This window comes from Pseudomonadota bacterium (assembly GCA_026388315.1).
In the GTDB taxonomy this organism is placed as follows: Bacteria; Desulfobacterota; Syntrophorhabdia; order Syntrophorhabdales; family Syntrophorhabdaceae; genus MWEV01.
Genome location: JAPLKA010000128.1, coordinates 1 through 12086, shown reverse-complemented (window position 1 = coordinate 12086; position 12086 = coordinate 1). Strand labels below are relative to the sequence as shown.

Annotated in this window: 16 protein-coding genes; 12 read left to right on the top strand and 4 right to left on the bottom strand. The window is 43.6% G+C overall.

What is annotated here, in order from left to right:
• The first annotated feature begins 200 nt into the window (after positions 1-200).
• From amrB to NTX75_18330, 8 genes are read left to right on the top strand one after another with little or no spacing between them, the layout of a single operon-like run.
• Positions 201-1043, top strand: coding sequence for an AmmeMemoRadiSam system protein B (gene amrB / locus NTX75_18365; GenBank protein MCX5818180.1), 843 nt, complete (start codon positions 201-203; stop codon positions 1041-1043).
• 3 nt (positions 1044-1046) lie between these two features.
• Positions 1047-1580 carry an AmmeMemoRadiSam system protein A gene (gene amrA / locus NTX75_18360; protein MCX5818179.1) on the top strand — a complete coding sequence of 178 codons (534 nt, stop codon included), beginning with the start codon at positions 1047-1049 and terminating at the stop codon, positions 1578-1580.
• Positions 1581-1604: 24 nt separating this feature from the next.
• Positions 1605-1802, top strand: a complete 198-nt coding sequence (locus NTX75_18355; protein MCX5818178.1) for a DUF1858 domain-containing protein — start codon at positions 1605-1607, stop codon at positions 1800-1802.
• A 47-nt stretch (positions 1803-1849) separates the two neighbouring features.
• Positions 1850-2503, top strand: a complete 654-nt coding sequence (locus tag NTX75_18350; GenBank protein ID MCX5818177.1) for a nucleotidyltransferase family protein — start codon at positions 1850-1852, stop codon at positions 2501-2503.
• A complete protein-coding gene (locus NTX75_18345; GenBank protein MCX5818176.1) occupies positions 2490-3506 on the top strand; it encodes a molybdopterin-binding protein in 1017 nt (338 codons plus the stop codon). Before NTX75_18350 ends, NTX75_18345 begins: the two co-directional genes overlap by 14 nt.
• A complete protein-coding gene (gene yqeB / locus NTX75_18340; GenBank protein MCX5818175.1) occupies positions 3503-4351 on the top strand; it encodes a selenium-dependent molybdenum cofactor biosynthesis protein YqeB in 849 nt (282 codons plus the stop codon). The genes NTX75_18345 and yqeB overlap by 4 nt, the downstream gene beginning before the upstream one ends.
• 41 nt (positions 4352-4392) lie before the next feature.
• Complete coding sequence (locus tag NTX75_18335; GenBank protein ID MCX5818174.1) at positions 4393-5391, top strand: XdhC family protein; 999 nt, start codon at positions 4393-4395, stop codon at positions 5389-5391.
• Entirely contained in the window at positions 5392-6294 is a 903-nt protein-coding gene (locus NTX75_18330) for an RNA polymerase factor sigma-32 (protein MCX5818173.1), read from the top strand. It begins immediately after the preceding gene.
• Positions 6295-6429: 135 nt separating this feature from the next.
• Here NTX75_18330 and NTX75_18325 read toward each other — a convergent pair whose 3' ends face one another.
• Positions 6430-7143: a cytochrome c biogenesis protein CcdA gene (locus NTX75_18325; protein ID MCX5818172.1), complete on the bottom strand. Its 714-nt coding sequence runs from the start codon at positions 7141-7143 to the stop codon at positions 6430-6432.
• A 64-nt stretch (positions 7144-7207) separates the two neighbouring features.
• On the opposite strand from NTX75_18325, the gene NTX75_18320 reads away from it, so the two are divergent.
• Together NTX75_18320 and NTX75_18315 are read left to right on the top strand one after the other, a co-directional pair.
• Positions 7208-8119 carry a Ppx/GppA phosphatase family protein gene (locus NTX75_18320; GenBank protein MCX5818171.1) on the top strand — a complete coding sequence of 304 codons (912 nt, stop codon included), beginning with the start codon at positions 7208-7210 and terminating at the stop codon, positions 8117-8119.
• A 15-nt stretch (positions 8120-8134) separates the two neighbouring features.
• Entirely contained in the window at positions 8135-8500 is a 366-nt protein-coding gene (locus NTX75_18315) for a hypothetical protein (protein ID MCX5818170.1), read from the top strand.
• Between the two features lie 79 nt (positions 8501-8579).
• Here NTX75_18315 and NTX75_18310 read toward each other — a convergent pair whose 3' ends face one another.
• Positions 8580-9335: an ABC transporter permease gene (locus NTX75_18310; protein ID MCX5818169.1), complete on the bottom strand. Its 756-nt coding sequence runs from the start codon at positions 9333-9335 to the stop codon at positions 8580-8582.
• A gap of 127 nt (positions 9336-9462) precedes the next feature.
• The gene (locus NTX75_18305; GenBank protein ID MCX5818168.1) at positions 9463-10194 is read right to left on the bottom strand and encodes an ABC transporter ATP-binding protein; all 732 of its coding nucleotides are present in this window, start codon (positions 10192-10194) and stop codon (positions 9463-9465) included.
• Positions 10195-10425: 231 nt separating this feature from the next.
• Here NTX75_18305 and NTX75_18300 point away from each other — a divergent pair, with 231 nt between their 5' ends.
• Together NTX75_18300 and NTX75_18295 are read left to right on the top strand one after the other, a co-directional pair.
• The gene (locus NTX75_18300) at positions 10426-10641 is read left to right on the top strand and encodes a type II toxin-antitoxin system RelB/DinJ family antitoxin (protein ID MCX5818167.1); all 216 of its coding nucleotides are present in this window, start codon (positions 10426-10428) and stop codon (positions 10639-10641) included.
• A gap of 34 nt (positions 10642-10675) precedes the next feature.
• On the top strand, positions 10676-11518 hold the full coding sequence (locus tag NTX75_18295) for a tetratricopeptide repeat protein (protein MCX5818166.1): 843 nt from the start codon (positions 10676-10678) through the stop codon (positions 11516-11518).
• A 293-nt stretch (positions 11519-11811) separates the two neighbouring features.
• Here NTX75_18295 and NTX75_18290 read toward each other — a convergent pair.
• On the bottom strand, positions 11812-12086 hold a 275-nt coding region (locus NTX75_18290; protein MCX5818165.1), incomplete at its 5' end, for a response regulator.

The following is a 12086-nucleotide window of genomic DNA, read 5'->3' as shown; positions in this document are numbered from 1 at the left end:
ATATACTCCATGCCCTTCGGGCAGAGTGAAAATTTAATATATTCGCCCGTAAGGGCTGAATATTTGATAGGCGGCAATGTCGCCAGCTATCAAAAAGATTGTTTATCGGTATTCGTCTGCTCTTGTCCGCATTTGTCGAGCGCAAGCGGGCGGCAAGATATAGATTTTGACAAAACGTGAGCATTTTTAAGGAGATTTTCATGAGTTTTATCAGGGAGCCTGCGGTAAGTGGCATGTTTTACCCGGGTAATCCCAAAACGCTCAAAAGAGATATTGAAAGATACCTCAGCGAGGCTGTCTTTGATCCGATAGCCGGTAATATCGTTGGCATCATATCTCCCCATGCTGGATATATGTATTCCGGTCCTGTTGCTGCCTACGGCTATAAGGCTATAGCTGGCCACGCATATGATACGGTCATTGTTATCGCTCCAAGCCACAGGAAATACTTCGAAGGGGCCGCCGTCATAGAGGAGGGCGGGTACAAAACCCCTCTGGGAATCGTTGAAGTCGACGAAGAAACGGCCGGTATGATTTTGAAAAAGAGCACAGTAGTACAGAGCAATATCGATGTCCACAAGGAGGAACATTCCCTTGAGGTTCAGCTTCCCTTTTTACAAATGATACTAAAGAGTTTTAAACTTGTGCCTCTGATTATGGGCGTCCAGGATTTTTCCACATGTGAGGCCCTCTCTGCGGGCATTTATGAGGCGGTAAAAGACAGCGGAAAACAGATTTTGATCGTTGGAAGCACCGACCTTTCTCATTATTATTCGTATGCCCATGCAGTTGAGCTTGACAGTATTGTGACAAAACGCCTTGATGATTTCGATATGAAAGGTCTCGTAGCTGATCTGGGGAAAGATAAATGCGAAGCCTGCGGCGCCGGTCCCATGATTACCACCATGATACTTTCCCGGAAATTAGGGGCAAAACAGGGCAAGGTTCTAAAATATGCAAACTCCGGCGATATCTCAGGCGACAAGAGTACGGTAGTGGGTTATGTATCTGCTATCTTTTATAATAAACATGAGGAAAAATGAACTTTGAACCTTTCCGAAAAAGATAAAAAACAACTAAAGGAATTGGCAAGGGACACCATAGAGGACGTTCTTTTCGGAAAACAGAGAGACCATGCCCAAGTACCTAAGATTTTAAAAGAGAAAAGAGGCGCCTTTGTTACCCTCAAAAAAAAGGGCGAATTAAAGGGGTGTATCGGTTATATCAGGGGTGTTCAGCCACTTCACGAAACAGTAAAAGAAATGGCCATCCAGGCGGCTTTTTATGACCCGCGGTTTGCCCCTCTCGAGAAAAAAGAATGGAAGGATATCGATATAGAAATATCTGTGCTGACCCCCATGAAAAAGATACAGGGCATCAATGAAATAGAGGTGGGCATCCACGGTTTGTACATTGAAAAGGGGCATAATTCGGGGCTTTTGCTTCCGCAGGTTGCTACAGAAAACCACTGGGATAGAGAAACCTTTCTCGATTATACGTGCTGGAAGGCAGGCCTGCCCAAAGATGCATGGAAATCTCCGGACACGGATATTTATATTTTTTCAGCAGATATATTTTGATGAGAACTTTTAAGGAGTAACTCGATGATTTACAAGCATATGTCGATTGATGATGTTGTAAAAACATACCCTGAAACTGTCGCTATCTTTGAAAGGTATGGATTGGGCTGTGTTGGATGCCAGGCCGCTCTTTTCGAAAATATTGAGCAGGGGGCTGAAATCCACGGGATTGATGTGAATGCACTGGTGGAAGACCTCAACAGGGCGGTAAGCAAGAGTTGATCTCATATTGTTAAAAGTGCAAGGCTATGATAAACACAGACTGATTTATGGAAAAAATATATGCAGTGATACTGGCTGCCGGCACTTCAAGCAGGCTCGGTTTTAATAAATTAACGCTAAAGATAAATGGCCAATCCGTCATCGAAATGGCCGCAGAGCCTTTCTTCCAAAAAGGCATCGAAAAGATTCATGTTGTCACAAACCCTGAAAACGGGCCTGTTAAAAAGGCGCTTGAAACACCTTTCATCTTTCCCCTTCAGCCTTCAGCCTTCAGCCTTCAGCCTTTTACCTTTATTCCAAACCCCCACTTCCAGGAAGGCATGTCTTCATCAATTAAGGCCGTCACACCTTTCATCCAAGACGCAGATGCTGTTTTTTTTCAGCTTGGGGATAAACCCTTTATAAAAAAAGAGATGGTGGAGCAGATGATTGAGCTCTATGTAAGCAGAGAAAAAAATCTATTTGATATTATCGTTCCGGTCTATCGAGGCAAGAAAGGACACCCTGTGCTTATGAATATTAAGCCGTATATAAAGGAGATACAGAACCTTGAAGGTGATAAGGGCTTAAGAGAAATCATAGATAATCATTCAGGAAGTGTGTTATTTATAGAGGGCGATGAGGGGAATATATTCGACATTGATACAGAAGGAGAGATACATACTCTCAGAGAAAGGGGATACGTGATTGAAAAAGATTAAAGTTGAAAATGCTGTCGGTATGACCCTGGCCCACGATATTACTGAGGTGATACCCGGGAAAAAGAAGGATGTGGCCTTTAAGAGGGGAAAAGTTATTGAAAAGGGAGACATTGAAAGGCTTCTCGACCTCGGGAAAGAACATATTTTTGCCTTTGATAAAGGCATAAAGGGCATTCATGAGGATGAGGCAGGCATGAGGATTGCCCAATCGATCATGGATGAGCATATGGAGCCTGTGCCTCCAAAAGAAGGAAAGGTAAGTATAAAGAGTAAAGTGAATGGACTCTTTTACGTTAACGATAAAAACCTTTACGAAATCAACAGGATACCCAATGTCCTCCTAAGCACCGTTCCGAACAGACACCCTGTGAAAGTCGGGGACATCGTTGCAGCAACAAGGATCATCCCTCTTTACATAAAAGGGAATGAATTGAAAAAAGTAGAAAGGGTTGGGGAAAAAGGGATTATTTCAATAAAACCCTTCAAATCTTTTAAAATAGGTCTTGTAATCACCGGAAGTGAGGTTTTTAGCGGGAGGATAAAAGACGGGTCATATGTGGTGGAGGAAAAGATTAAAGGCTATGGGCTCGATGTTATAGGAAAAACATTAGTCCCTGATGATATTAATGCGATTCGGGATGCTATTTACGGACTTTTCAATACAGGCGCCGAGATTGTGATAACAACAGGAGGACTCTCTGTTGACCCTGATGATGTAACAAGGGAAGGGATAGAGGCAACAGGGGCTGAAGTGCTGTTCTACGGCACGCCTGTTTTTCCGGGAGCCATGTTCCTCGTGGCCCGCCTGAAAGGGAAATATATCCTTGGTGCACCGGCATGCGTGTATTACAATAGGAATACTGTCTTTGATATAATACTTACGAGGATTATGGCAGGTGAAAAGATGCATAAACACGACATGGTGAAACTCTCATACGGCGGACTCTGCTTGAACTGTGAAGTTTGCCATTATCCGACATGTTTTTTCGGGAAAGGACCATGATGGACAAAACAGCTCAGGGATCAGTGATCAGGGGCCAGGGGTCAAAGCATTTAAACTCAAAATTGAGCATTGTTATCAAGGGTGCAGGTGAGATGGCAACGGGGATTGCCCACAGGTTATACATGGCCAATCTGAAAAACATCGTTATGACAGAGATAGAAAGACCTCTTACCGTGAGAAGGACGGTTGCATTCTCAGAATCAGTCTATACCGGCAAATGGGAAGTGGAAGGCGTGGGGTCAGTCCTGGTGAAAGGTGTCAGCGAAGTGCCCGATGTCTGGAAGGATGGGAGGATCGCCGTAATTGTCGATCCTGAATGGAATGTCGTGGAATCATTAAAACCGGATATAGTGATTGATGCTATAATGGCAAAGAGAAACGTGGGGACAAAGAAGGGCGAAGCCCCTGTTGTAATCGGCGTGGGACCTGGTTTTGCAGCACCTCAGGATGTCCATGCAGTCGTTGAGAGTAACAGGGGGCACCATCTGGGCAGGGTTATTTACAATGGCTCTGCAGAACCCCATACAGGTATTCCCGGACCGGTGATGGGCATTACAAGCGAACGCGTTTTACGGTCACCACACGATGGCCTTGTAAAACACGTAAAGGGATTCGGGGATGAAGTAATAAAGGGAGACATCGTTCTCTATGTGGACAAAACCCCTGTTCCTGCACCTATAGATGGTATCCTGAGAGGGCTTATCCGGGAAATACATGTTAAAGCAAACGAAAAGATAGGCGATATAGACCCAAGAAGGGTAAAAGAATATTGCTATACTATCACGGAAAAGGCGAGGGCTATTGGTGGCGGGGTGCTTGAGGCGGTGATGCACTTAATAAATTAATAAATAGCGCGGAGCATAGAGCGTAGAGTTATGGAGTTGATATGGATTTATACGAAATTATTGAACAATATTTGAGCGAGAGGAAGTCAGGCATACTGGCCACCGTTATCTACCGGGCAGGGTCTGCACCCAGAGATGTGGGCGCCAAGATGTTTATCAGCGAGGATGGCAAAACCTATGGTACGGTGGGCGGTGGGCGTCTCGAATCGGATGCCCGTACAGAGGCATTGCAGATTATGGGTAAAGGGGAAACAAAGATACTCCACGTGAGAATGGATGGCAAAGAAGTAGCTGCAGAGGGGATGCTCTGCGGGGGAGACGTGGACATCCTTTTAGAGCCCATCAGCGAAAGCTACAGAGAAGTGTATAAAAATATCAGTGACTTCAAAAAAAAGGGTAAGAAAGGACTTGTTGTAACAAAATTCGGGCAAAATATCTTTTCAAAATCTTTCATTGACTACAATCTGGAACTTACCGGCGATGCCGTGTCGGATGAAGAAATGCTCTCTTTAAGAAATCATTTCACTGATACGAAACCTGTTGTATCTGATGGAGTTGTGATTGAGCCATTACAGGTATCATCGTTGCTGTATATTTTTGGTGCAGGTCATGTATCACAATATATCGCAAAAATAGCTAAATTAGTTGATTTTTACGTTGTAGTTGTTGACGATAGAGCGGAATTTGCCAACAGGGAAAGGTTTCCTGAGGCAGACGAGATTATTGTGGACGATTTTCGTCATATATTTGATCGTGTGAAGTTCACCGGCGCTGAATTTGTTGCAATCGTTACGAGAGGACATGCATACGATGCAGATGTCCTGAAAGAGACGCTCAGAAGACAGGTTCGCTACGTTGGAATGATTGGCAGCAGGAGAAAGGTAAAGATAGTCTTTGACTATATGAGAGAGTGCGACTTTGATGAGAAAACAATAGAGCGGGTTCATGCCCCTATCGGTCTTTCCATCCATGCCGAAACACCGCAGGAGATTGCGGTCAGTATTGTTGCCGAACTTATTCAGGTTAGAGGAGAACATTAATTGACCGAGAAATTATTGTCTGAAGATGATAACGACATCATGCAGGAAATTGAAGACAAGAGCTTGTCCATCCCCTTTGATCCGCTGAAAAAATACCTTTCAGAGGTGTCTAAATATCCCGTACTTTCGAGGGAAGAGGAGCTGGAGGTGGCCACAAAGATACATGAAAACAAGAATATCGAAGCTGCACAGAAGATGGTGATTTCAAACCTCAGGCTTGTTGTCAAGATAGCACTCGAATACTACAACACATACCTGAATATCCTTGACCTCATTCAGGAAGGGAATGTCGGTCTTCTGCACGCAGTAAAAAAGTATAATCCTTACAGGGGAACCAAGTTTTCAACATATGCTTCTTTCTGGATCAGGGCCTACATTTTAAAATACATCATGGATTCCTGGAGTCTTGTAAAGATTGGAACAACACAGGGACAGAGAAAGCTGTTTTACAGACTCAACAAGGAAAAGCAGAAGCTTGAAGCGCTCGGAATCTTTCCTGCCCCGCAACTTCTCGCCAGCACACTCGACGTAAAGGAAGAAGAAGTGGAGAGTATGCAGAAGAGGCTTGCATATACTGACATCTCACTGGAAACTCCCATCCACGAAGAGGGTGACGATACTGTAATGGATATGATCAAGACTGGGGAGAACGTCGAAGAAATTGTTGCTGATAAGGAAATGAGCGATCTGCTTGCACAGAGGGTGACGGAGTTCAAAAAGGGCTTAAACGAAAAAGAATTATTTATATTCGACAACAGGATAATGACTGATGAGTCCATGACCTTACAGGAAATAGGAGAGAAGTTCAAGATTTCACGGGAACGCGTAAGACAGATCGAGAATAAGGTGTTGAATAAGTTTAAAACAAGGTTTAAACAGGAGTTGAAGGAACTGAACTTTTAGAGCAGTGAATAGTGAATAGTAGATAGTAGATAGCATGCATTGAAATTCGAGTAATTAAGTAAATAAGTGATTAAGTGATTTTAATTACTCAGTTACTCAATTACTCAGTTACTCAGTTACTTCATTTTTTTTGCGTCAGAACGTTAGCGCCTGTCCAAGTACCAGGCTCAGCCTTCCAAAGTATGAAGTGATCAGTAATAAGCCAACGATAATAAGGAGTATCCCTAATATCTTCATCGAATATCTTACAAGGTGTCCGTAACGTTTCAAAAAGTCGAGCAGTCTGTTGCAAAGCAACGAAGAGATGAGGAAAGGTATTGCCATACCGAGGGAGTATAAGCCCAGAAGATAAACGCCTTTAAAGACATTTTCTGCCGTAGAGGCAATAATGAGGATGGAGGAGAGGGCAGGACCTATGCATGGTGTCCACCCTAATGAGAAAGTTATCCCTACGATAAAGGAACCAAATATTCCGATAGGCTTTTCCTTAAGTTGAATAACCTTTTCCCGGTTTAAGATGGGTATCTTAATAAGATTCAGGTAAAATAGCCCCATAACGATGAGAATCAGTCCACCTGCCTTCACGATGTAGGTCTGATATGAGGACAGAATGTTTCCGATAAATGACGACGAAAACCCTAATGTCATAAAAACAAAAGAAAAACCGAGGACAAAGGCAATGGAATGGATCAGGACGTTTTTTCTGTATTTTGAAGACAGAACTTCATTATAATTATCAACAGATATGCCACTGATAAAAATGAGATACGAAGGGATAAGCGGGAGGACACAGGGGCTGAAAAATGATAGAATACCGGAGCCGAAGGCAATCAATCCGCTTAGATCCATGAATAAGATTGTTCCATTGAAAAACATAAAGGCTATGATATGTATTTTCCCGTAAGGTTGTCAAATGAAATATGCGTGCATTGACATAGGCACCAATACGGTATTGCTGGCTATTGTTGAGAAAGCCGGCCAACCCGTGGATGTCCTTGATATTTCAACCATTACAAGGCTTGGAGAAGGGTTGAAAAAGAGCGGCGTCCTCTCTGCGGCGGCAATGGAGCGGACATTCGCAGTCCTGCAACGATATAATGGCATTATGAAGGAACATAACGTGGAAAAGATTTTCTGTGTCGGGACCGCCTCACTGAGGGAGGCGGGAAACAGTAAGATTTTTCTGGATGAGGTTGAGGAAAAGCTGGGGATTCCGATTACAATAATAAGTGAAAAGGAAGAGGCATTTTATACCTATCTTTCAGTGAAGGGCGATACGTTCGTTAAGGGAGGAAGTGTCATTATAACGGACATTGGCGGGGGAAGCACGGAGATTATTAAAGGAGATGAAGAAGGGTTTGTAGATTTCGTCTCGTTGCCGGTTGGTTCTGTAAAACTGACGGAGATGTTTATAAAAAATGACCCTCCATCAACAATGGAGATTTCTTCCCTGGTTGATCATGTGAAGAATCTGCTGAATATACCTTTCTACGGGGATGGGTGCAGCGCTCTTATTGGAACAGGCGGCACTGTAACAAATGCGGCGGGCATTATTTTTGGCATGGAGGTTTTTGAAAAGGAAAAGATACATGGTCATACAATAGCATTGAAGGAAATTGAAGGCATTATAGAAAAGCTCAAAGGTTTAACCTCACATGATCGGTCCCGCATTAAGGGAATGGAGAAAGGCAGGGAAGATATTATACTTCAGGGTATTCTCCTTTTAAAAGAGATTATGGAATATTTTGGTGCACAGGAACTGACTGTAAGCGCAAACGGCGTAAGGTATGGAGTCCTCTCCGAAGCGTTTGAGAAAAATTCTTAAAAAAGGACAGGTATTATGAAGGAAAATAAATCGTATGATGTCGTTTGGTTAAATTCGCTTCCCGTCAACGGAAAGGCAAAGGAAATGTTGATTCAGACAGGCGAAAAACCGGATCCGGTGAGCATGTATGCTGTTCAATTAGCAAAATGGGGCGTTGAAGGTGGAAGAATAGAGGCAGAAAGTCCGGTGCTTGAAACAGTTGAAGCAATGATAACATGGAGGCCGGTGCGATTGGTAAATTTTTTTATGATAAATTCTGATGAAGATTACAATCCGGCAGGTTGGGAAGATGCACAAACACCGCTTGACCTGGCAACTGTTATATTAGACGAAATTGAAGAGAAAATGATGCTCCATTTCCCTTTGTATGGAAGCCTCTGAAGCTATAAGTGGGCAGTGAATAGTGAATAGTAGGCAGTAGGCAGTAGGCAGTAGGCAGTAAAAGTGATAGTCCTTAGCCTCACTTAATGATGCGTCTGCGCATCAACCTGAAAGACAATGGAACAAGTATTATCACCATTCCAATCAGCCAGACAATATCCCATTTAACGTTCGAAACATTACCCCATGCGAATGCACGGCAGATATTCGTCAGGTGAAAGAGCGGCGTGAATGATGCGATGCGGGAAATGACCGGCGGGAAGGTATCAACAGGAAAAAATATGCCGGAAAAAAGGAACATGGGGGTCATGACGAGGGTGTAAAAGTAGTTGAAGGAATCGATTCCTGGCACTATGGCAGTGCATATCATGGATAATTCCGCAAAAACCAGTCCGCTGAGGAACAGAACAGGGATAACAAGCAGGACAAGAGGGGAATCCACGAGACGAAACACAGAAAGGGTTGCGATAATAATCGTACCGTAAAACACACTTTTTGTGGCCGCCCAGATTAATTCTCCTGCTATGAGGTCGTCGATATTGACTGGTGTTGCAAGGATGGCATCGAAGGTTTTCTGAAAGGTCATCCTTATGTATGTGCCATATGTACATTCGTAGGTTGCGGCAAACATGGAAGATGAGGCGATGATACCAGGGGCGATAAAGTTTACATAGGGCACCCCGTTAATGTCTTTTATAAAGGCCCCGAGGCCAACCCCCAGGGCAAGGAGATAAAGTATGGGCTCAACGAAGTTGAGAACAATGCTCGATTTATAGAGCTTTGTATATACCGCAAAATGCCTCTGCCAGACGCGAAACGCCCTTTTAATGTTCATAACATCCTTTTATCTCTGAGATCTAAGCTGATTGCCCTTAGCGCTACGCTCTCTGCTATTAATTTATCCAGCATCCAGCATCCAACAATCAGTTCACTATTCACCATTCACTATCCACTATCCACTATCACTCCCCCAGCCACCTCCCTGTAAGCTTCAGATAGACATCCTCGAGGTTGCCGCCGTGGGCATTCATGAGATGTACCGGTGAGTCTATTGTTATAATTCTTCCCGAATCCATAATCGCTACCCTGTCACAAAGCTTTTCCGCCTCTTCCATATAGTGGGTGGTGAGAATAAGCGTTGTGTTATTCGATTTAAGGCCATGGAGCTTCTCCCAAACATTGTGCCTGCTGTGGGGATCAAGCCCTGTTGTGGGCTCATCAAGGATGAGGAGTTCGGGATTATTGATCAATGCCCTTGCAAGAAGGAGGGCTCTTTTCATACCCCCTGAGAGATTTTTTATGTTCACATTTGATTTTTCCGTTAAACCGGCATATTCGATAAGCCCTGCGGCTATCTTCACAGATTGTGTCTTGGGAATGTCAAAATACCGTGCGTAGGTGATGAGGTTTTCCAGTACAGTAAGCTCAAGGTCCAGGTTGTCGTCCTGTGGCATAACGCCAATTCTGGATTTTATCACGGACGGTTGCTTTGTCACATCCATTCCGAAAACTTTTATTTCTCCGCCTGTGGGGGCAACAAAGCAATAAAGCATACGCATGACCGTTGTTTTTCCGGCGCCGTTCGGCCCAAGAAACCCGAAGCATTCGCCCTCAAGAATTTCAAAGTCGATAGTATCCACTGCCCTGAGTGAGTCATAATTCTTGCTTAATCCTTTTGCCGTAATGATCTGCATGAGCGGTCTTTATAATACCATATTTCGCTTCAAATATGGCCAATCATAACTTAAACAATTTAAGCCGATATTATCGGGTTTTTTCAACTCAAAACCACACCCTCGAATGCCTCTATCGGGGGTCAACACTGCCTATAAAGCTTGGTTTACCCCGTGGGATGAAGATGGGAAAACTTTTCCTTATTAACCCCATTTGTGATACAATATCAGAAAAAGCAGAGAGGTATTATTATGGCAAAGACAGCAATGATAAGGGCAAGAACAAATCCTGAACTAAAGGCAGAGGTTGAGGATATTTTTGAGAAACTTGGGCTCAATACCACACAGGCAATCAATCTATTTTTCAGTCAGGTATGTTTATATAAGGGCTTACCATTTGAAGTAAAGATACCCAACAAAACCACACTGAGAACCTTCAAAAAGACAGATCAGGGTAAGGAAAGGTAAAAATAACCAAAGGAAATGACCACAGGGGTGACTTATGAGAGATATGGTTTTAAAGCATATTCCACATGTCAAAGCATACAGCTCACTTTGCTGCACAATTCTTATTGCAATAATGCTTAGCCTTATCCCTTTCCCTGTCCGGGGAGAGATGAAGACCGTCACCCATACAGTCAAACAACCTTTTGGGGGAAGCCAATCCCCTGATAATGCACGTATTGCTGCAGTAGCACGAGCAAGAAAGGAAGCCTTGGAAATGGCAGGGGTCTACGTGGAAAGTTTCACCATAGTGAAAGATTCACGTATAGATAAGGACGAAATCCTTGCTCTTACCGCAGCGGTACTGGCAGCAGAGGTAGTTTCGCAGAAAAACTACCATACAGATGATGCATTCGGCGTTGAGGTAGTTGTCAGAATAAATGTAGATACCTCTGTCCTTGAAGACCGGGTGAAGAAGTTCCTTGCAGACAGGACACTTCTTGAGCAGCTCAATCAGGCACGCAAAAAGGAAAAAGAATTACTCGATAAGAATGCTAAGCTTGAAGAGGAAAATAAACGGTTCATGGCTGAGAATAAAACCTCAAAACAGCTGGAAAGCCAGTTCAAGGACACATCACAAGGCCTTACCGCCATAGATTGGTTTTATAAAACCTTAGCAGGCTGGCAGAACCGAAAATTCCCTGATAGAATAAAGATAATTGAATATTTGAGCGAGGCCATCCGGCTCAAACCGGATGATGCCGATGTATACAACAACCGGGGGTTAGCATATTTGCGTATGGGAAATACCACCAGTGGATGCAATGACCTTCAGAAAGCATGCAGCATGGGAAATTGCAAGTCATACGAATGGGCAAAAAATAAGGGGGATTGCCGTTAAGCAACAACTGCCTTATTTATCCTGCATACCTTTTTCAGTTGTCTTTCTTTTCTTCCGAATCAGGTTGTAAAGTTCATAACAGTCGAGATGCAGTTGGTGAAAACTAATATGTAAGATAATTGCCTTCTGCAATGCTGTATATGGGGGGGCTAGCATGCAGAAACATACGGTTATGAATTGCAAATTGACTTTGTGTATAGGGAAAATTGACAACACCTGCTACTGAACGATTTAAAATAGATCAGTTATCGAAGATTACCACTTGAAACGCTCTCCCCGGTAATGGGAATATATTATGCTTCTGTACCTATAACCTTCTTTACCATTTCCTCAAATTCATCAAAACTAAAAGGTTTCTTCAGTGCCCCCCGGAAGCCGTAGTCTTTGTAGTGTTCTATCACCGGTTTATCTACGTAGCCCGAGGCAATGATGACCCTGACGGATGGATCTTCCTTCAGCAGCTCTTCCATGGCCAACTGCCCGCCCATACCATGGCGTACCGTAAGGTCCAGAATCACCAGGTCAAAAGGGTTGTTCAAGAGAAGGGCCTCTTTGTAGCGGTCAATGG